This window comes from Pseudomonas sp. B23(2017), assembly GCF_002113725.1.
Taxonomy (GTDB): domain Bacteria; phylum Pseudomonadota; class Gammaproteobacteria; order Pseudomonadales; family Pseudomonadaceae; genus Aquipseudomonas; species Aquipseudomonas putida_Z.
In genome coordinates this window covers 61,628-82,529 of the sequence record NZ_NEJM01000011.1, presented here as the reverse complement: position 1 = coordinate 82,529, position 20,902 = coordinate 61,628, and the positions used below count along the sequence as shown (strand labels likewise).

The window sequence follows — 20,902 nt, the reverse complement described above, 5'->3', positions numbered from 1 at the left end:
GGGCCCTGACAGGTTAACGCTTGGCCCGGCGGGCCTTGAAGAAGTCACTTAGGATCTGCCCGCACTCCTCCGCCAGCACCCCGCCTTCCACCATCACCCGGTGGTTCAGGAAGCCCTGCCCGAAGAACTGCCCTTGGCTCTGCACGATGCCCGCCTTGGGCTCCAGCGCGCCGTACACCACCCGCATCACCCGCGAATGCACGATCAACCCCGCACACATGCTGCACGGTTCCAGGGTCACATACAGGGTGCTGCCGGGCAGCCGGTAGTTGCTGGCGGATTTCGCCGCCGCGCGAATGGCCACCATCTCGGCGTGCGCACTGGGGTCACTGTCGATGATCGGCCGGTTGAAGCCCTGCCCGATCACCTGCCCATGCTGCACCAGTACCGCGCCCACCGGCACCTCGCCCATGGCCGCGCCTTCGGCGGCCAGGGCCAGGGCCAGGCGCATGAATTCCTGATCGCGGCTGCGATCGATGATCTGCGGGCGCATCAGACCACCGCGATCGCGGCCATCAGGCCGGTTTCCATGTGGTCGATGACGTGGCAGTGGAACATCCAGGTGCCCGGGTTATCCGCCACCAGCGCCACCTGGGCGCGCTCGTTCTTGCCCAGCAGGTAGGTATCGGTGAACCACGGCTCCTTGATGTCGTGGCGGTTGGAGCCGATCACCTTGAAGCTCATGCCATGCAGGTGGATCGGGTGCTGGTACTGGGTCATGTTCTTCAGCTCGAAGATGTAGCTCTTGCCCTTCTTCAGCGTGGCAATCGGCCGCTCGGCGCAAGTCTTGTCGGTGATATCCCAGGCCTGGCCGTTGATCTGCCACATGCTCGACGGCCTGTCCTGGTCCGTAGTGACCGAGACTTTCGCCGCCCACTCGAAATTGAAGTTGAGCTTTTCGGCATTCTCCAGGTCCGGCTCGGCGATCGGGTTGGGCGGTAGCGCCGGCGGCCAGTCGCTCGGCGCGTCGTTGCTGGCCACCGAACGCAGGGTGCCCAGGCGCACGAAACCGTCGCGCAGGGAGATCTCCTCCCCCGCCTCGGGAATACGGATAGCCAGGCAGATACGCATGCCTGGGCCGAGCCAGTAGTCATCGTCCAATGGGCGCGGGGTTACCGGGTTGCCGTCCAGAGCATAGATTCTTGCCTCGCAGTTGCCCTTGAGGTTGAGGCGGTAGGTCCAGGTGTTGTCCAGGTTAAGCAGACGCACCCGCACAACCTGGCCGGCTGGCAGCTCGGTGACCGAATCGGCCTGGCCATTGATGGTGATCAGGCGCCCGGCGGTGCCGTTGCGCGCCGCCTCACGCGGGATGCTGAACGGCAACCAGGCGCCCTGCTCGTCCACGTGCCAGTTCTTCAGGCTGAGCGTGCGCTCATGCTGGAAGCCGGTCGGCTCGCGCTCCTCGACGATCAGCGGGCCGACCAGGCCACGGCCCAGCTCCTCGGAGCTGCTGACGTGCGGGTGGTACCAATAGCTTCCGGCGTCCGGCACACGGAACTTGTAGTCGAAATACTCGCCGGGCTTGACCGGCAGTTGCGACACATAGGGCACGCCGTCCATTTCCAGCGGCAGGCGGATACCGTGCCAGTGGATGGTGGTTTCGACCGGCAGGTGGTTGATGAAGCGCACCCGCAGCCAGGTACCCTGGCGCACGCGCAGTTCGGTACCCGGTGCCGACGGGCCGAAGGCCCAGGCCTCGGTCTTGTGCCCCGGCACCAGTTCGACGTCCAAGGGCGCTGCGATCAGCTCGTAGTCATGGCCGGCATTGTCGTCTTCGACCTTGCCCAGCCAGTAACGCGCCGCGCCACCGGCGCCCAGGCCAACCACAACCAGGCCGGTCAGGCCCTTGAGCATTTGTCGACGGGTGAAGGACATCGGTGCGGGTACCTCGTGTTCTGCGCAATCAAGCTGCCAGCATGGCTGACGATGAAGGGCGAATACGATACACCTGCAAATGGGAAATATTAAGTGAAGTCTCTTTCGATGCTGCCCGCAGCCTTGCTATCGCACGTGCTGTCGGGGGCCAGACAAAGGTCGTTGAACCATTGCTGGTCCCCAACGGACGGCACGCGCAAGGCCGCCTGCAGCAATTGCGGGTCGAGCAGGATGTCCAGGTTGTTCAGGCGCGTGGCGAGGTCGGGGTGCGTATCGAACGGATGGGTAGTGGCCAGCCCCAGCACTTCCTCGCCCAGTTGCAACGGCGTGCCTTGCAGGTGCGCCGCCAGCGCCTGCAAAAGGTTGCTGCCACCGTGTGCGACCAACAAGCCGTCGATCACCCTGCCCAGGGCCATCACCCGTAACAGCGCCTGTACGAATAGCTTCGGGCCAGCGACTTCGGCACCTGCCCGATCAGCCAGCAATTCCTGTGCACGCCCCCAGTGATGAACCGCAAGCTGGAAATGGTGCAAGAACTGCCCGGTCAGCCACAAGGTGGGCCGAACCACCCAGCGCGGAGCATCCTCGTCGCCGACCATGGCCGAATAATGCGCGCACATCAGGCTGAAACGCGCACTGGTTTCGCTGCCCCGCTCCGTATCACGGCGCCTGAAATGGCCCAGTTCGTGACCGATGATCGAGGCCGCCTCGGCCTGGCTCAAGGCGGCCAGGCAAGGTAGAGGCAGATACAATGTGCGCCCCCTGAGGACCTGCCCGTCGGGCTGCAGCAGGATCGGAACGCTGGTGACGAAAAACCCTTGGTCAAGCCCGACCACGATATGGTCCGGGGCCGGCGCGTGCAGTTGCGTTGCCAAGGTCTCGATCCACTGCCACACCGCTGGGGTCGCCTGCCTGCCGAGCGGGCGGGCTAGAAAACTGGCGGTCGGAGACTGCATCAGCGGCCACTGCCGACGCATTCGCCAGACCTGGCGAACACACACAACCAGAACAGAGGCCAGCGGCAGCACCACGATCAGCACCGTCATGCCGCCCTGCGCTGCGCGGCTTGCTCCGGAACTGGCCTCGTAGAGCAACGACAGGCAAAGCGAACCGGCAAGCATGACCATGTAAATGCTCAAGCAACAGCCCAGGCCCTGCCAGCTGGCCATCATGCGCTCATGCAGGTAGGCCGCAGAGCGCAGCGCCCGCCAGGCGTCCAACTTCAGCTTGAACCAGGCCCAGAGGCCTGCCAGCAGAGCGGCCACTGCCAGCCAGCAGCTCACACTGGCCATCATCTTGCGTACGCTTACCCAGTGGCGATCCGCATCGAGCAGGTCCAGTTGGCGCTGCAGGGCCTGCCGCGGATCGAGATGCCTGGCAAGCTGCTTGCGGGCTTCCCACGGCAATTGGCGTAGCAACGTCTCATTGGGGGCAGCCAGCCATTGCCGTATGGTCCGGGCCTGATCCTGCGCCGTGTCAGCCCGCCAGTACTGCACTTTACCCCAGCCAAACAGCACCAGTGGCAACAGCAGCAGGATCAGGCCCCAACCGAAGCGCCTCATTGCCCCATAGCGCCAATGGTCACGATCAGGCTCATCTGGCCGCTTCACCCAGACGCGCCACGCCCGGATACAACTGCGCCAACGTACGCCTGGCCTGGGCCGCTTGCACATAGGCATAAAGCAGATCCACCAGTTCCTGCAGGCCAAGGCGGCGCCCGGCCACGACGGGCGTGCACAACCACAGCCTGACGCGCAAGCCGCCCGCGACGACCACCGCGTCAGGCGAGGCCAGCGCCCTGAAACAGGCCGGTGCCAGCGCTGGTGCATGGCTGAACGCCGACACGGTAAAGATCAGCCGGGTGGTGAAGTAACCCTGCTCGACCTCGAAGCCGTCGAAGGAATGCAGTGGGGTCGGCGCCTGCGCGTTGGCGAAGCACAGGGTATCTGGCGTCACACTCAGCACCCGCTTGCCGTGCCGGCGGTATAGCACGACGGCGCAGGCTAGTCCCGCCACCCCGAGGCCGGCCAGGCCGAGGCCGAAACCAGACATCAGCCAGATGACACCGCTGCTGGCACCGGGACTGAAGTGCACCGCCAGAGCGGTCAGCCATATTCCCAGTGCGCCGAACAACAGGCCAATCACAGCGCAGGCCAGCGCCTTGCCGAGCGAGCGCTCCAGCAGTACGAAGCTGTCGGTGGGGCCATCAGCCTGCTCCTGCAGGTACGCGAGGTGGGCTTCGCGTTCGCCGTTATCCATCGGTCTGCAACAGATCCAGTTGCCGTTGCGCATGTGCCGCATCGCGGTAGGCCGCCAGCAGGGCGAGCACTTCCTCGTTCCCCAGCTTGCGTCCGTTGCTGGCCAGGCCTGCGGACATGATGCGGATCTGCGGTCGCGGTTTCTTCAACACCATGGCCTGGTTACCGAAGAACTGCAGTTTCACCACATGATGCTTTGGCAGGACGGCTTCGCTGCTCATTTCCAGCGTCTGCACCATGACCAGCCCTTCATCCTTGACCGAAACGTCTTCCACTTCCGCCAGGTCTACCGGTGCATCCAGCGTATCGACAAACAATTGCCGGCGGGTCAGGCGCATGAATACCTGGGTACCGGCATTACGGTGTTGCCAGGTCACCGCTGCTGCAATCAAGGTGATGAAGACACCGGCTGCAACCGCCCCCAAGCGCTCAGGGTTGAATGTCACGGCCGTGATGATCAGGGAACCCAGCAACAATATTGGCCCCCAGACCCGGTAACGCCGGGAGTTGGTGAACTCGCTCTGCTCGGGCACACGCTCGATCACTTGCTTGAGCTCAGCGATCACTCGGTCGCGCTGGGCGGCACGGCTTTGCTCATAGTCCTGACCGAGCGAGCCAGACAGTTCGGACAGCGGGTCGTTGAACTCGCCCATGGTCATTGCACCTCCGTGTTCTGTGCTGCCAGGTAATCGGTAAGGAATGCCTGGGCATTGCCCTGATGCGACAGCCCTTCCGAATAGCCGACCTGCATTGCCTGAGCCTCACCCGGCAGATACAGTTCGCCGCCCCAGTTGCCCTGGATGATCAGCACAACGTATTTCTTGCCGTCCACGGTGGTGGAGTAACGGGTATCCCTGCTGGTTTTCTCCACCTGCATTTTCTGGATGCGCATGTTCCATTCGTGATCGACGCCCTCGATTTGTACCAGCGCTTCGTTGGCGGCGCGTGCACCGATGCGCAGCGTCCACACCTTGGCACCTTGCGTCCCCGTGTAGGCAATTACCTGGTCAGCCACTTCCGGCCGTTCTTCAGCGTGAACCTGGCCCAGCCACAGGCTGAGCGCAGCCACCAGAAGGGCAGTCCATTTGCGATAAGCGAGCATGTCTTTTCCATCCTGAATCGGAACAAACGCCCATTGAAATAAGCCTGGTCCGAATAGCCAACCCCGCTGACCGGTTCGCACAACAGACAGCGCCGTGCGCACAATGGCTGTCGCTGAAAATGTGCACGCGTTACCATTTCCGGCCATGCCGCCCTCAGCCAAGGATGCCTAGCGCACATGCGATCGATCAGCCCCTACCTCGACACCGACTTTTCATTCGATAGCCCCGGGTCACTCGCCGAGGCCGGTGTGCTGGACGCGAACAGCGCCCGGGTGATGGGCAGCGCGTCCGGCCACTATCGGGCGCAGACGGTACACGACGGGTTGCAGTACTTCGATTGCAACCTGCAATTTCCGGAGCCGCTGAGGATCGACAAGGTGTTGCCGCAAAGCCTGTGCATCGTGCAGGTGTTCGACGGGGCGTGGCAGCACACGGTGGACGGAAGGCTCAACAGTTATGCCCCTGGCCAATTGCACATGCTGGGCCTTGGTGAAAGCCTGGAGGCGCAGGACCAATTGCCCGCCAACAGTCACGCCCGTATGGCCGGGGTACGTATTGCTGGCGATTACCTGCACGAGCTGGCCCGGGACGACGCGCAGCTGAAGCCTCTGCTGGCGCTGGTCGCCGATGGCATGCGCTTCGACCAGTTGCCGCAGTGCCCAGCGGTGAGCCGCCTGTTTCAGCAGCTCTATCTGTCGCCCTACACCGGCGGGCTCAGGCGCCTGCATTGCGAGAGCCTGAGCCTGGCCATCGTGCTGGAGCTGGCCAGCCACCTGATCGGGCACAGGTCTGCCGAGAAGATTCAGGACCGGGGGCGCCGCGATCTCGCCGTTGAAACGCGCCGCCAGCTCGACGAAAACCTGAACGCCCCGCCCACTGCTGCAGCCCTCGCTCGCCAATTGGGGGTGAGCGAAACCACCATGCGCCGCGCGTTCAGCCACGAATACGGCCGGTCGCTCCTGCAATACGTTCGGCAACAAAGAATGGAACTGGCCCGCGCCCTTCTGCTGGAGCGTCGATGGCAGGTATCGCAGGTTGCCTACCATGTCGGCTACGCCAACCCTGCCAATTTCTGCCATGCCTACAAGGCGTATTTCGGGCATTCTCCCGGGGCCGAGTAGGGTTTGGCAAAAAAAACGGGCCTGCAATGCAGGCCCGTTTCATTAACCGCGAGGCGGGATCATTCCCACTCTATTATTAACGAACAGGTATGCTTCAGCAAAAACGGCACTTCTTGCGGGATTCACCGCACAAGACCATGAAAAATGCCATGTCGCATCTCAACGCATAATCCCTTATCTGTCGCAGATTATCCCGTCGCTCTCGGGAGTAGTTCCCTTTACTGACTCGACTGCGCTGGTGCGGGAATCTCTAACATTCACGGACCGGCAGCCCCCAAATTCTGCAGCTTGTGTCAAGGCAATCAATAATGGCCTAATGATGTCTTTGTCGCCTTTTTCTCTGCTGCACAGGCTTCTTTCGACAAGGACTGCCCCATGACCTCCCGACCGACTCTACAAGTCGATCCGCTGCTCACCGCCAACCTCGATGCCCTGCTTAGCTCCGTGGTCGATGCCGACCAACGCCAGTTGCAGGTGCCCGGTGGCCCTCGCTCCGGACGCGAGGCGCTGAAGGACAAGCGCCTTCAGGAACTGCTCGACCGCTGCCGCGAAGAAGCCCTGCAGCAGGTAGTCGGCCCCTTCGGCCTGACCCCAGCGATGTTCTCGGATATTGACGGCGGCAACGTCACCACCCAGCACAATGCCAACCAGGACATCTACGCCAAGAATTCCGAGCATTACGACCGAAAAGCCGACTACGACTACTCCGCCGCGAAAACGAAGAAGAAGAATGACGCGGTGAAGAACGGCACGATGAACTCGCAGACCTTTGTCGACGCCTATACCAATGAGAAAGCACCGACCAAACGGTTTACCAAGTCCAGCGACAAGCCGTGGATGAACGCAGAGCTGGACCACACCATCCCCTTGAAACAGGCGCATAAGGAAGGCGGTTGGATGCTGACACCGGAGCAGCGCAAGAAGCTGGCCTCGGAAGAAGACAACCTACATTTCACTACCTTCGAAAATAACCGGGAAAAGAGCGATATCGCCGCTGAGATCGCGCTCTCTGCTGAAAACGGTTACGACGAATCCATCACCAAGCCGCTGATCGATAAGGCCCGCGCGGCCATCGACCAGCATCAGCCCGATACCAAGGACCGCCTGCTTTACCACGGCAAGGAGTTGGGCATCACAGGCGCGAAGGAATTCGGTAAGACCGGCCTACGCCGAGCAATGGGTGTGCTGTTGTTCGAAGTGGTAAACGGCAGCTTCGTCGAAGTGCATAAGGTGGTCAGTCAGCGCAACGACCAGCAGCCCCTCCTCGATCGAGTGGTGGCAGGGGTGGAGCGCGTGCTCAAGCGCGTGCAGGGCAAGTTAAAAACAGCCTTCGAAGCCTTCTTCGATGGAGGCCTGCAAGGCCTGGTAAGCAATCTGCTGACCTTCCTGATCAACAACCTAATTACCACCTCGGCCAAGGTCGTAACCATCATCCGCGAAGGTATGCAAGAGCTGTTCAAAGCCCTCAAACTGCTGCTCTGGCCGCCCGAGGAGATGTCCGGCGCCGAGGTCATGCGTGCGGTCAGCAAGAGCCTAGCCGGCCTGTTCACCCTGGGTGTCGGCATGCTCCTGGAGCAATCGGTGAACACCTTCATCGTCGGCATCCCGCTGCTCGCACCGCTGGCCGGCATGATCGCTCCAGTGCTCACCGGCCTGATGACCGGCCTGGCCAACGCCCTGCTGATGTACGCCATCGACTCGCTGATCGATTGGATGCTGGATAAGGGCACCGACTTCATCAACGCGCAGATCGATGTCCTGCAAGCCACCGCCGAACTGGGCGAGCGCATGATCGAACAGGTAGAGCTGCAATTTCGACTTTCGGCGCGCTACCGGATGATGGCCCAAGTCAATCAGCGCATTGCCGTGCGCTTCGACCAGGCAACCGAGGCCGCGCAAGCCTCAGTACAGCACGCGCAAGGCGCTATAAGAGAACAGGCGGCGACTATCGCCTCGCTATCACAGGCCATCGATAGCAAGAAACAGTTCAACGAACGCCTCGGTTCTTTGCTTCAGCAGTTCAGGAAGGAAACATAAGGGATGTCTAAGGTCATTGCCCAACTTGCCGGCACCGTCCCCAGCGACGACCTGCTCGCCCAGATCGACATCGCTGAGGTGTACGAGAAGTTCCACAGCACCTTCAAGCGCCTCGACGATTTCAAGCGGGTCCGCGACGAACACGAGCAGCGTAACTTTCTCGGTCGGCTGTTCAATCGCGGCGAACTGAAGAACGCCCAGCTCGACGCCCAGCAAGTGCAAGCGGAATTCTCCAAGACTCTCGCCCAATTGATGGTGATCAGCTCGTTGCAAGCCCGGCAACTGACCGAGCAGCAGGTGCAACTGGCCGACCAGCAGAAGACCCTGGATGCCAAGGCCGAGGAACTGGCCCGACAGAACATACGCCTCGAACAGCACCAGGCCGTGATCAAGCACCAGGCCGCTGGCTTGCGCCAATACGTCACCGACCTGTTGAAAGTCCAGGGGCTGACCGATGAACACGGCGAGATACTGATCAGCATCGCCAAAGAAGTAATGGAAACCCGAGATCGCCTGCTGGCGGACTTCGACAATCGCATGCAACAGATCCAGGACGCGCTAGACGAACAGCAGCAGTTACTCCGGGAAGTCATCGATGAGCAGGCGAGCTCCTTGGAACAGCGCCTCACGCAGTTGCAGCAGGCGGTCGACTCAACCCTGGAACAACGTCTCCAGGCTGTCGAGCAAGATCTGCTCGCTACACTTAACGAACAGCGCCGCGAAGCCGCCCGCCAGACCGAACGGCTCGATGCCGACCTGGCCCTCCAAGCGCAGCAGCGGGACGAGAAGCACCGCGACCTGGATCGCCAGCTCTCGGAACTGCGCGAAGTGCTGGCCGAACAGGCCCAAACGCTGCTTAACGAACGCAACGAACGACAACAGGAGCGGGCCGAGCACCAAGCCGAGCTGCATGTCTTACGCAGCGAACAGAGCAATGGCGAACTACGCTTTCGCCGCGAACAGCGTCGGCTCCTGGCCGGACTGTGTGGCTTGGCATTAGTGTGCACCGTTGCCATCGCCGGGCTCACTTTTTGGAGTACGTCAAAGCCTATTTTGGCTCCGGTCGAAATCCACGAACCTCAAATACCAGCCCCATGAGCAGATTTTCGGTTCGGCAACTTACGCCAGATCGTCACTCCACCATTTGCCTCGATTGCGAAAACTCAAAACACTAGCCCAAAGGAGCGGCATTACATGAACAAGGTATTGTGGGTCAAATTTGGGTGGTCAGAATATTATCGAGGTGGCGACATCGCCGGTAACTTTGCTTGGCTGAATCAGCACAGGGGTACGGAAAACGAAGGACGAGGTCATGAAGCCTACAACTTTATGCCCGATGTCGATGGGACTTACTACTGCTATGTGCCCCCACAAGGAGGTAACTACGCGCCGTATCACGATGACCCGGAAGGATGGACGGTTGTGTGCTTGGCCAAAAATCCGGCAACTCCAGGCATACACGTGGTTGGTTGGTACGAAAATGCAACGCTTCATGGTGAGTGGATAGTCCGCCCCAATAATGCCGATCCGCGGCAGCAAATTTTCCCTCATCCTGCTTACGACTGGTCATATTGCATAACCAGCAATTCCGCTTACTTCATCCCGCCTGAGGAGCGAATTCTGCCGTTCTCGGATCCATCCGTGAAACAGGGGAAATACTCGTTTCTCGACGGTCCTAACGTTACTAAGACCGAGAATAAATCAAGGGTTCAAGCTCGGCTTGAGAGCTTAATGAATCGCTTGGCCTCAGTTGCAATTCACAACCCCAATGAACACAGCGTTTTTGACCCAGAACTGGATCAGGTCGATCCACTTCGGGGGTTTGGTACCCCTGAACATCGTAAAGCAGTGGAGTTGGCCGCAGAAGACGCTGTGATTGAACATTACATAGAACAAGGCTACAGCTACCAGCGCACAACACACCTGCCCTGCGGATATGACTTTATCTTCACCCGCGGAGAATCAGCGCTGCATCTCGAAGTTAAGGGTACGGCCGGCACGACACCGCGCTTTTTCCTTACGCGCAACGAACACAATACAGGATTAATGCTTAACCCAGACTGGAGATTGGCTATGGTGACGTCGGCGCTATCTGACTCCCCCCAAGTCACAGTGTACAATTCTCGCCAGCTAAAAGAGGCGTTTAACCTTGATCCTTACGTTTACATTGGGGCACTCGCACCAAAACCCGAATCTTAACATTTAACTCCTGCACCACAACGAAAACAAAAGCCCGCTGTTTACGCGGACTTTTGTTTATAGCCAAGAGGGGTCACCCCCACTCCATCATTAATAGCGGACAAAAAAATATTAAAACACGGGATCTACGCAGACACAAAAAAATACCATTGAAATACCATAAAGCGCTCACATCAGCGCTAGATATGCCCGCTGTCTGGCGTCCCTTAGCGTAGGTATGACAGAGTCAACGCCAGCGAATGCTCACAGCCTTCCGATAGCTCTCAAACAGCCGCATCCAGTGCTTTGCTTTGCTCCGAATACCCTCCTCTATTAACCCTCACAATCATACATCTAATTTAAACATGATCTACAGGCGGTCGGTTGGCGAATGGTAGTCATAAGATAGCGACTCTAAGAGTTTTTCATCAAAGGATATTCGAAAGCTCATGTCTTCTAACTCATTAAACTTAGTAACAGGGTCTACCTGAACAACCCCAGTATTTCTGTCACGCCACGTGGCAATCAATAGGCTGCCGCCGGGGTAGTTTTGAACTCGCAACCAGATGGAATCCAGCACGTTACCATTGGATAGCCTTGAATTATTCTGTGTTTCGATGCTTGATTTATCTCCAAGCGCAACGGTCAAAGTAGTCAACAGAACACCTTGATCGGAAACCTGAAAAAAGCTTGTACTTTTCAAAACCCAATCAAGCGAATCGCTCTTAGCAATAACTGCCTTCACCAAGCTAGAACTTTTTAATAAACGCCCAGGTTTCTCTAGCATCCTGGACGCGCCATCAAGCTGAAGTGCTATCCGTTTAGGTCCAAATCTTTCATCCGAAATTTCAATCTTACCACCAAGGCTTACAATTTCTGCGAAAAGGTCGGCAAGCTTTTCTGCACCAGGATCTAGAGTAGCCGGAAGTGTTTCTCCGAGACCAGATATTACTCCCAATACGCCAGACTCCCAGAAATCAGGCTTCTGAGAAATTTGATCACGCACATACTGCAATGCTGCATCGTAGCGCGCCGACTCTTTTGCCAAATACAGGACCAGATCACTTTTTAGATTAGGCTTGACAATATCAACATTTTCCTCAGCAAAACTTATGGCCATTTCTTTGTCGAAAACCTTAACGTTCTCCCATGCAGCCATGCGCGCGTAAACGCTTTGACTTTCATCATTCAATATGGACTTTGAGTATGGTAATAGCGCGGCATCCCCTTTTAGCTTTTCAAGCACCAGCCACTTTTTCTCAGGCGATATATCAGACACTGTGAGGAGAGAGGCTATTTTCCGACCTACATCATCTTCTGAGAGTGCAAGCCGGAACGGCCCACGATTTTTTATGATAATTGTCAAAGCATCGGAAAAATCCGAATACTTACTTTCAGGCGCTAGTAAAACACTAAGCAACCGTTTTTCTTCCGGCCCATTTAACTGAAACAGTGACTCACTAACCGAGGCGTAATTTCTCGCCAACCGAATCATATAAGCATTAATTATCGCTTCAGTTCGTAGCTCATCTAGCGCTTGCTTGCCACCGCTTCGGTCATCTTCAAATCGCATCCACTGATTAACTTTATCGTTAAACAATGCAATCAAGGTATTAGACAAATTATTATAGCCAAGAATTACGCCCAAACCAAAAATTGCAGAAATCACCAAGGCAGCAATGGCAAGCCAGTTTTTTACTTGACTTATTATTCCGAGCGTCTTATCGATAGCCTTCTCAGTGATCTTGTCTTCTGCATTTGAGATGCTGCTATTCACATTAGAAAGAATTTCTACAGTTTCCGACTTTATTTTCTCAAGCTGGAGACGTAGATCATAGTTCTCCTTAAGCAACTCCGCACGAAGTTTCGAAGACTCATTCTCTAGGTAAAGCGAAATATAATCCTTACTTTCTTGCATAGTACTTCCTTAAAATTTGTCTTCCTTATGCTACTAAGAAGGCCACTTCTTCGATGATGAAAAACGGCTCAGCGCACTTGTTATGCTCGTTCCTATGGCGTTCATCCTGTCCCACGCAGCCATCGCAGAGGTTTTCGTCAACTTATCGTCACCGAGCGCGCCCCGCGCTTCGCTTCGGCCTGCTGACCGCAGACCGTTTCCAGCCCGGCCAGCTCGCCGCCTTGCTGATGCTGTGACTGGACTCCCACAGCGCGGCAAACTAGGCATGCCACTTCAGCGCGACGGCTCTTACGATGCTAGGCCTGGCGGGCCAACTGCATTGCCATGTTCCGGCCTGCTCCTTTCCATACAGCTAGGCCGGAGGTCTCATGTCTTGGATCGCCTTGAGCTTCTCTATGTCCCGCCCAATTATTTTCTTCGCACAGTCGAGGCAATAGTGATCCCAACTCCGGCCGTTTCTGACCTTTAGCCGCACATCGCCCTTCTCGATACGATGCTTGGCGCTGGCTTGACAGTTATGGGCCTTGCCAGCGGTATCTATCTCGACGTGGGTAACGAGCGACTTAATTGCCACCGAACACCTCCACTACAGCTGCCGCGAGTATGTTGTCGAATCCTTGGTCAATCCGCTCGAGCATCTCGCGCGAGAACTCGTGCCGTTGTCCCGTTCTCATACCGACAAAAGTATTTACCTGACTATTGATGGCAGCAATCATCACGATCAAGTTCGTCCTGCCGAGACGTCGCGTATCAAGCTCGTGACCATTCGGGTTAATTTCCCGCTCGCCGAGAATCCGTCCAGCTGCGGTTTGAACTCTAATCGGAAGCCCGCCACGCATCGCCTGCCGCTCGCGTACCCGAGTTGTTGGTAGTGGCTGCAGAGTTTGGTAAGCAGCCGCCACGTCATTTGCGGTATATCCACGCTCCTGCAGTACACGAAGGGCAGCTAAAGCTTCATCGTCCATCAGCAGTGGAATTTCCTCGATATGCACATCGGACTGGCTACGCACCTCCACTCCGTCCAGATCATGGGGAACCGGTTCCACCTGTCGCTCAGCGGGAGCATGATCTGGATCGACTTCCTCTATCGGCAGCAATTGGTCGAAATAATCGCGGTCGGCTTCACTGAACTCTTGGAAGTCAGCCCAGCGGCTGGCGATGTTCGCGCCAGCATGGAACACGACGACGCCCTGGTTGAGGACGTCGCCGGGAGAGTTCTGCCGTATGACGCGCATGATGCGGCCGACGAACTGAACGAACGGGGACAGGTTGCTAAAGATGCTGAACACTGCGGCCACGGACAAGTGCGGATGGTCGAACCCTTCGCCGAGCTTGCGCACCTGGACAATCACATCGAGCTCGTGGCTTTCCAGCCGCTGCATCACTCTCTGGTTCGCCGGCGCGTTCTCCCGCGAATGCACGTAACTAGCGCGCAGGCCCCGTGCGACGTAGGCTTCGACGACTTGTCGGCAGTGTTCGTAGTTGAGGGCCGAGGCGATAATCTTCAGTCGGACTTCGCCAGTCTCGTCGCGCAGCCGGCGCAGCTCACGGATTGAAGCATCCACAATGGTGTTCAGCGTTTCGGTAGAAGTTACGATGCTGCGGCGGAAATCAGCGTCCTCCTCGCCCAGCCTGCGTACCTCGTCAAGCCCTACCTCGATCTCCTGACCGTCTTCACGGCGCACGTACCGGAGCGTGCGAGGGTTCAGCTGCACGGCCTTAAGGCGTTTGACATAGCCTTCGCGGATAGCTTCGAAAATAGGGTACGTATAGATAACGCGCCCCTCCATGAGCTGGCCATCGGCGCGCATCGGCGTCGCGCTGAAGTTGACGATCTGCGCTTCGGGAAACTGCGCCTTGAGAGCCTGCCAGCTGTCGGCTACACCGTGGTGACCCTCATCGACGAGAATCAGGTCGAAGTAGTCGGCCGGCAGTTGGCGCAGCCAGCGGTTCGAGTCGCCGCCTTGGAGCTGCTGAATATTAGTAATGACGACGTGCGCCTCGTCCAAATCAGCCCGGTTGGTCGTCGTCCCTCGGATTTCGACAGGCTCAGGATAGGGCGCGCCGACGAGCACCGCGCACTTCTGGTAGAACATGTTGGGATTGGACGGGTCGAAATCACCGGCCAACTGCTGAGCGATGGCCACGCCTGGCGCGACCACCAGCGTCCGCCGCGAGCGGAAGGCAAAAGGCGATATCGTGATGCTCCCGGACTTGCCACATCCGACCGGCAGTATTACTGCGAACTCACGCTCTTCGCCACCCGCCGCGAAAACCTCGTTCAGCGCGAGGAACACGCCTTTCTGGGGCGTACGGATACGTTCGTTGTTCTCGATGTGTGGCTCGCGGTCCTGGAATGGGTTTGTCATATGGGTCCTTCCGTAAGGGTTGAGGGGCTTTGTCACAACGGAATTCGCTGACGATTGCAGCCTTATTCAACCGCTTAGGCGAAATCCGGGATCACAATTTCGAACAATAGCTCTCCCGCGCCAGCGGCCTCAAATTTATGGCAGCTGCCATCGCGTTCTGTAACACGGAGTATCTAGTACGTGCCACCAATACCAAAGCACTCGGCGTGGTCGCCTCGCTGTCAGTGCCCGGCATGGAGAATGCGCACTCAGCGTCTCTTGGTGCTGGTGTTCCAACATCAGCTCTCGGCGAAGCCAGATCGACCACAAGCGCAGAACCGCCTGCGGAAACGGTAGGCGCGGAATCAAACGTCATCCGACCTGATGCGAACACCAGCACCAATCCCGGTCGCGTCGACGTTACGAGCATGACCCCAAGCGACGACCAACAGGAGAAATAACCATGAATGACATTCTCATGTTCGCTGGATTCGTAGTACTCGCCTCGACCTTGGCCATCGGTATGTGGGTGCTCGGCCGGTAGCTGCGTAGCAAGGGCTATGGGGCGCAGTTGACTGCGCAGGAAGCACAGAAGCGAGAAACCCCCGGCGATCGCTGATCGCTGGCCAGCCTCCCAAACACCCCGCCTCAGTGCGGGGATTAATTTTCTTCATCTAGCCTCTTCTGCCTCTTAAGGAGTCCTGGAGGATCGCGGGAGCACTATCATCATGAACACGGACAACGGCCGTTTACAGTTCGGGGCTTCATGATTAGTAATACGCACGGACTTTGAACAGCCTGATACTCCCCCTTAAAGGCCCTGAGCTGCGTTCTCAGCGACTCTATCGGTCCTTCACAAGCGGGCAAGTGGGATCACTACTTTGTTGCCGCATCAGTAGGGTAAGCAGCCTGGACTAATCCTAGAGCCGTTTTTCCATAACGATGGTGCGTTCAGCCCCATGAAACTCGTCGCGGATTTTCTGATAGCCCAACGTGGCATAAAACTTTTCAGCTGTAATCGACGACGGCACACGTACAACTCCAATTCCAGCGCTGGCAGCAGTTGCATGAATGACATCCATCAAATGCCTACCGATACCGCCTTTTTGGTGAGCCGGGTCAACGAAAACACTTCTGACCACGTCACCGTCGAGACCGGCAGTACCAATAATGTTTTCGCCCAGCAAGGCGACGAAAACCCTGCGCTTAGCAAGTTGTGTGGTGATGGATTCAGGAGAAAAGCTTTGCTCAACCTGAGCGATCACATCAGGCGGGTAGTCTTGTGAGTTTGACTCACGCAGGGCAGCTAGAACTACATGACTAATCGCTGCTGCATCTCTGCTCGTGGCGGGACGAACGTGACATTCCATGCTGAGACCTCAATCCTAAAAGACTACAGATTAGCCCAGCGCAATGTGCCAGGTGCTCGAAGTGATGTGTGTTCGACGGAACCGCCCTTTCTTTTGGTGCCCAACGGCCGCAGGCCGAGTAGCAAGGCCGGACCGCGCCTAAGCGTGGGCTGCGCCGCGCAGAACTGAATATCCTGAATATCCTGCTAACTTCGAGCGGGTGTGCGACGCTATCGGGCGGGTATGCGACGCTTAAAGCTTCACCAGTACCTTTTTCTTTACCCTCACGCCGTCCAGAAGCAGGCCTAACGCTTTCAATTCGGCGGCGTCTTCCCTCAACTTGTACCGCGCATCGCGCATCGCGCATCGCCTTACTCTGCACCGCACCGGCGACAGCCACGATGACGGTGTCAAGATACCAGCCACCCGACGGCTCGAACTTGTGGCTCAGTACGTGTCGCGCAACCGCTTGGCTGATGCCATGCTGGAGGCGGGCAATGGGGGCGGGGTCGTAGTACAAACTCAAATCATGCTCAAGTAGCATCACTAGTGCTACGCCAAGCCGCACCCGCTACAGATTCCGCTCTCCCCTTGTCAGCGGATCAAGCCGCGTCATCAGCGAAGGGATAACGTGATCGATCAATCCGCCGATTATTGGAAAATCGAATTGTGGCGTTTCGATTGTGATCGTCGCAGCTCGCAGTTCGGCCAACAGCTTTTCGATCTGTGTAAAGCTGTAGCGGCTGTCGGACAGTGTTTTTCTCACCCGAGCGGGGTCTACCAGAAGCTCTACACCGCCATCAGAAACATCGCGTCGCCGCTCCGCGCAATACAAGATCGCTTCGACTATATCGGCGTGTCTCTGGCCTAGTCTGCCTGTCACACGGCAGCGACCGAATGACATATCGGTCCAGTCACTTTCCCGTAATCGAGGGCGCTGGCTAGGTTGATAGAGCATCACGCGCGCCTGCGCGCTTGTACTAGTGGGGGTCACCGCATTACCACCGCTCATCGTCGCCTCCATTGACGATGTGCAGAGCTCCTCCCTTCTTCGTCTCCAGCAGTTCCACTGGCACAAGGACACCGCCGTCATGGCGCTTGTACCATTGGTCGACTGGGGTGGCGTCGTAGTTCTGTTTGCTGACACCGAGGCGGACAAACAAGCTCCTTCGGTCATCGCCGATCGGCTGTCGATCATAGGCACGGTCGCTGAGGGTCTTGGCCTGTTCCTCTGTCATTTTGGCGACGAAGCCGCACCAACGGGCATTGTCGATCAGGGCGGAGGCGCCCCGCGCCGGCATGCCCTGAAAAGCGCGGAAAAATGGGGCTAATCCCCAGTAAAACCGGGCCTTTAGGCCAACTCAATACCATGCCAACACTGAGGCAAAGGACATGGTATTGAGCGTCATGCATGGCATTAGATGCAGTCAATACCCCGTACCATGCCACACAAACACCGTGCTTGGCGATGCAGAACGCTACCCGAATTTGCCAGACCCAAAATGCCAAAAGCCCGCAATTACGCGGGCTTCAGGGCATTTTTTGCTAGATCGTGCCGGGCAGTGCCGGACGCGGGATCATTCCCACTCGATGGTCGCTGGCGGCTTGCTCGACACGTCGTAGGTAACGCGCGAGATACCGTCGATTTCGTTGATGATACGGCCGCTGACGGTTTCCAGCAGCTCGTACGGCAGGTGTGCCCAGCGCGCGGTCATGAAGTCCACGGTCTCGACGGCACGCAGGGCCACGACCCAGGCGTAGCGACGGCCGTCGCCAACGACGCCAACCGACTTGACCGGCTGGAACACCACGAATGCCTGGCTGGTCTTGTGGTACCAGTCGGCCTTGCGCAGCTCTTCGATGAAGATGTGGTCGGCGCGACGCAGGATGTCGGCGTATTCCTTCTTCACTTCACCGAGGATACGCACGCCCAGGCCCGGGCCCGGGAACGGGTGGCGGTAGACCATGTCGTACGGCAGGCCCAGCTCCAGGCCGATCTTGCGCACTTCGTCCTTGAACAGTTCACGCAGCGGCTCGACCAGCTTGAGGTTCATTTCCTCAGGCAGGCCACCGACGTTGTGGTGCGACTTGATCACGTGGGCCTTGCCGCTCTTGGCGCCAGCCGATTCGATCACGTCCGGGTAGATGGTGCCCTGGGCAAGGAACTGGATGTTTTCCAGCTTGCTGGCTTCGGCATCGAACACGTCGATGAAGGTGCGGCCGATGATCTTGCGCTTCTTCTCCGGGTCGGCTTCACCGGCCAGGTTGTCGAGGAACTGCTTTTCAGCGTCGGCGCGGATGACCTTGACGCCCATGTTCTCCTTGAACATGGCCATCACCTGGTCGCCTTCGTGCAGGCGCAGCAGGCCGTTGTCGACGAATACGCAAGTCAGCTGGTCGCCAATGGCGCGGTGCAGCAGTGCGGCAACAACGGAGCTGTCGACGCCGCCGGACAGGCCAAGCAGGACGTTGGCCGAACCAACCTGCTCACGCACCTGGGCAATGGCGTCTTCGACGATGTTGGACGGAGTCCACAGGGCTTCACAGCCGCAGATGTCCTGCACGAAGCGGGACAGGATGCGACCGCCCTGCTTGGTGTGGGTCACTTCCGGGTGGAACTGCACGCCGTAGTAGCCGCGCGCGTCGTCGAACATGCCGGCGATCGGGCAGCTCGGGGTGCTGGCCAGTACGTGGAAGTTGCCCGGCATCTGGGTGACCTTGTCGCCGTGGCTCATCCACACGTCCAGGCCCAGTACGCCGTCGGCGTCGATGTGGTCTTCGATGCCGTCGAGCAGGCGGCTCTTGCCGACCACGTCCACGCGGGCATAACCGAATTCACGCAGGTCGGAACCTTCGACCTTGCCGCCCATCTGCTCGGCCATGGTCTGCATGCCGTAGCAGATGCCCAGCACGGGTACGTTCAGGTCAAACACCGCCTGCGGGGCGCGCGGGCTGTTGGCTTCGTGTACCGACTCGGGGCCGCCGGCGAGGATGATGCCGCGCGGGTTGAATTCGCGGATCGCTTCATCGTCCATGTCGAACGGATGCAGCTCGCAGTACACGCCGATTTCGCGCACGCGGCGGGCGATCAGCTGGGTGTACTGGGAACCGAAATCGAGGATCAGGATGCGGTGAGCGTGAATGTCGAGGGCCATGACTCAATCTCGTCAGTGGAAATCGGAAACGACGCGGGGCTGTCATGACAGCCCCGCATGCTTGTATTGCTTGAAGCCTCAGCCTACGCGGTAGTTAGGGGCTTCTTTGGTGATCTGCACGTCATGCACGTGGGACTCGGCCATGCCGGCACCGGTGATGCGCACGAATTCCGGCTTGGTGCGCATCTCTTCGATGGTTGCGCTGCCGGTGTAGCCCATGGACGAACGCAGGCCGCCCATCAGCTGGTGGATGATCGCGGCCAGGGCGCCCTTGTAGGGAACACGGCCTTCGATGCCTTCCGGTACCAGCTTCTCGGCGCCGGCCGAGGAGTCCTGGAAGTAGCGGTCGGACGAGCCTTGCGCCTGTGCCATGGCACCCAGCGAGCCCATGCCGCGGTAGGCCTTGTAGGAACGGCCCTGGAACAGTTCGACTTCACCCGGAGCCTCTTCGGTACCGGCGAACATCGAACCCATCATCACGCAGGAAGCACCGGCGACGATGGCCTTGGACAGGTCACCCGAGAAGCGGATGCCGCCGTCGGCGATCAGCGGCACGCCAGTGCCTTCCAGTGCAGCGGCAACGTTGGCGATGGCGCTGATTTGCGGCACGCCGACACCGGCAACGATACGGGTGGTGCAGATCGAGCCCGGGCCGATACCGACCTTGACCGCGTCAGCGCCAGCTTCGGCCAGAGCCTTGGCGGCAGCGCCGGTGGCGATGTTGCCGCCGATCACCTGCACTTGCGGGTAGGTTTCCTTGACCCAGCGAACGCGGTCGATCACGCCTTTGGAGTGACCGTGGGCGGTGTCGACCACCACCACGTCAACGCCAGCAGCCACCAGGGCGGCAACGCGCTCGCCGGTGTCCTTGCCGGTGCCGACCGCGGCGCCGACGCGCAGGCGACCCTGGTCGTCCTTGCTGGCCAGCGGGTAGGCCTTGGCCTTTTCGATGTCCTTGACGGTCATCATGCCCTTGAGGTTGAACTTGTCGTCAACGATCAGGACTTTTTCAAGGCGGTGCTTGTGCAGCAGCTCGCGGACTTCGTTCTTGTCGGCGCCTTCGCGGACGGTGACCAGACGCTCTTTCGGGGTCATCACGTCGCGGACCTTGGCGTCCAGGCGGCTTTCGAAGCGCACGTCACGGGAGGTGACGATGCCGACCAGGTCGCCGTTCGCCAGCACCGGAACGCCGGAGATGTTGTTCAGGCGGGTCAGGTCGAACAGGTCGCGCACGGTGGCGTCGGCGTCGATGGTGATCGGGTCCTTGACCACGCCAGCCTCGAACTTCTTGACCTTGCGGACTTCGCTGGCCTGCTGTTCGATGGTCATGTTCTTGTGGATGATGCCGATGCCGCCTTCCTGGGCCATGGCAATGGCCAGGCGCGCTTCGGTCACGGTATCCATGGCAGCGGAAACCAGCGGAATGTTCAGCTCGATGCCGCGGGTCAAACGGGTCTTGAGACTGACTTCATTGGGCAGTACCTCGGAATAGCCAGGTACAAGGAGGATATCGTCGAAGGTCAGGGCTTCTTGGCTGATACGCAGCATCGCGGGGGCTCC

16 protein-coding genes and 1 pseudogene are annotated in these 20,902 nt (G+C 58.6%); 4 read left to right on the top strand and 13 right to left on the bottom strand.

Annotation, left to right across the window (positions count from 1 at the left end; genetic code table 11):
• Nucleotides 1-13: 13 nt before the first annotated feature.
• The 6 genes from tadA to CAG46_RS17955 form a co-directional block, all read right to left on the bottom strand.
• Nucleotides 14-493, bottom strand: coding sequence for a tRNA adenosine(34) deaminase TadA (gene tadA / locus CAG46_RS17980; RefSeq protein ID WP_085616716.1), 480 nt, complete (start codon nucleotides 491-493; stop codon nucleotides 14-16).
• Nucleotides 493-1,875 carry a multicopper oxidase family protein gene (locus tag CAG46_RS17975; protein ID WP_085616718.1) on the bottom strand — a complete coding sequence of 461 codons (1,383 nt, stop codon included), beginning with the start codon at nucleotides 1,873-1,875 and terminating at the stop codon, nucleotides 493-495. The genes tadA and CAG46_RS17975 overlap by 1 nt, the downstream gene beginning before the upstream one ends.
• 89 nt (nucleotides 1,876-1,964) lie before the next feature.
• Nucleotides 1,965-3,437 carry a M48 family metallopeptidase gene (locus CAG46_RS17970; RefSeq protein ID WP_085616720.1) on the bottom strand — a complete coding sequence of 491 codons (1,473 nt, stop codon included), beginning with the start codon at nucleotides 3,435-3,437 and terminating at the stop codon, nucleotides 1,965-1,967.
• 31 nt (nucleotides 3,438-3,468) lie between these two features.
• A complete protein-coding gene (locus tag CAG46_RS17965; protein ID WP_085616857.1) occupies nucleotides 3,469-4,167 on the bottom strand; it encodes a hypothetical protein in 699 nt (232 codons plus the stop codon).
• Nucleotides 4,127-4,786, bottom strand: coding sequence for a hypothetical protein (locus CAG46_RS17960; RefSeq protein ID WP_081742338.1), 660 nt, complete (start codon nucleotides 4,784-4,786; stop codon nucleotides 4,127-4,129). The genes CAG46_RS17965 and CAG46_RS17960 overlap by 41 nt, the downstream gene beginning before the upstream one ends.
• A gap of 2 nt (nucleotides 4,787-4,788) precedes the next feature.
• Nucleotides 4,789-5,235 carry a hypothetical protein gene (locus CAG46_RS17955; RefSeq protein WP_085616722.1) on the bottom strand — a complete coding sequence of 149 codons (447 nt, stop codon included), beginning with the start codon at nucleotides 5,233-5,235 and terminating at the stop codon, nucleotides 4,789-4,791.
• Between the two features lie 177 nt (nucleotides 5,236-5,412).
• On the opposite strand from CAG46_RS17955, the gene CAG46_RS17950 reads away from it, so the two are divergent.
• The 4 genes from CAG46_RS17950 to CAG46_RS17935 all read left to right on the top strand — a co-directional run bounded on the left by CAG46_RS17950 (nucleotide 5,413) and on the right by CAG46_RS17935 (nucleotide 10,593).
• Complete coding sequence (locus CAG46_RS17950; RefSeq protein ID WP_085616724.1) at nucleotides 5,413-6,357, top strand: helix-turn-helix transcriptional regulator; 945 nt, start codon at nucleotides 5,413-5,415, stop codon at nucleotides 6,355-6,357.
• A 375-nt stretch (nucleotides 6,358-6,732) separates the two neighbouring features.
• Nucleotides 6,733-8,394 (top strand): hypothetical protein, encoded by a 1,662-nt coding sequence (locus CAG46_RS17945; RefSeq protein ID WP_085616726.1) that lies wholly within the window; start codon nucleotides 6,733-6,735, stop codon nucleotides 8,392-8,394.
• Between the two features lie 3 nt (nucleotides 8,395-8,397).
• Nucleotides 8,398-9,492, top strand: a complete 1,095-nt coding sequence (locus CAG46_RS17940) for a hypothetical protein (protein ID WP_085616728.1) — start codon at nucleotides 8,398-8,400, stop codon at nucleotides 9,490-9,492.
• Nucleotides 9,493-9,588: 96 nt separating this feature from the next.
• Complete coding sequence (locus CAG46_RS17935; protein WP_085616730.1) at nucleotides 9,589-10,593, top strand: DUF3883 domain-containing protein; 1,005 nt, start codon at nucleotides 9,589-9,591, stop codon at nucleotides 10,591-10,593.
• 349 nt (nucleotides 10,594-10,942) lie between these two features.
• Here the strand turns inward: CAG46_RS17935 and CAG46_RS17930 are convergent, their stop codons facing one another.
• The 7 genes and pseudogenes from CAG46_RS17930 to guaB all read right to left on the bottom strand — a co-directional run bounded on the left by CAG46_RS17930 (nucleotide 10,943) and on the right by guaB (nucleotide 20,890).
• Nucleotides 10,943-12,490 (bottom strand): hypothetical protein, encoded by a 1,548-nt coding sequence (locus CAG46_RS17930; protein WP_085616732.1) that lies wholly within the window; start codon nucleotides 12,488-12,490, stop codon nucleotides 10,943-10,945.
• Between the two features lie 563 nt (nucleotides 12,491-13,053).
• Nucleotides 13,054-14,859: a DEAD/DEAH box helicase gene (locus tag CAG46_RS17920; protein ID WP_085616736.1), complete on the bottom strand. Its 1,806-nt coding sequence runs from the start codon at nucleotides 14,857-14,859 to the stop codon at nucleotides 13,054-13,056.
• Between the two features lie 899 nt (nucleotides 14,860-15,758).
• A complete protein-coding gene (locus tag CAG46_RS17915; protein WP_085616738.1) occupies nucleotides 15,759-16,208 on the bottom strand; it encodes a GNAT family N-acetyltransferase in 450 nt (149 codons plus the stop codon).
• 550 nt (nucleotides 16,209-16,758) lie between these two features.
• Nucleotides 16,759-17,199, bottom strand: a complete 441-nt coding sequence (locus tag CAG46_RS29135) for a hypothetical protein (protein ID WP_256575098.1) — start codon at nucleotides 17,197-17,199, stop codon at nucleotides 16,759-16,761.
• Nucleotides 17,186-17,494: pseudogene (locus CAG46_RS29130) on the bottom strand (replication protein A); the annotation flags it as partial. The gene CAG46_RS29135 and the pseudogene CAG46_RS29130, both read right to left, overlap by 14 nt.
• A gap of 270 nt (nucleotides 17,495-17,764) precedes the next feature.
• Nucleotides 17,765-19,342 carry a glutamine-hydrolyzing GMP synthase gene (guaA, locus tag CAG46_RS17900; RefSeq protein ID WP_013971139.1) on the bottom strand — a complete coding sequence of 526 codons (1,578 nt, stop codon included), beginning with the start codon at nucleotides 19,340-19,342 and terminating at the stop codon, nucleotides 17,765-17,767.
• A gap of 78 nt (nucleotides 19,343-19,420) precedes the next feature.
• Nucleotides 19,421-20,890, bottom strand: a complete 1,470-nt coding sequence (guaB, locus tag CAG46_RS17895; protein ID WP_013971138.1) for an IMP dehydrogenase — start codon at nucleotides 20,888-20,890, stop codon at nucleotides 19,421-19,423.
• Between the last annotated feature and the right edge of the window lie 12 nt (nucleotides 20,891-20,902).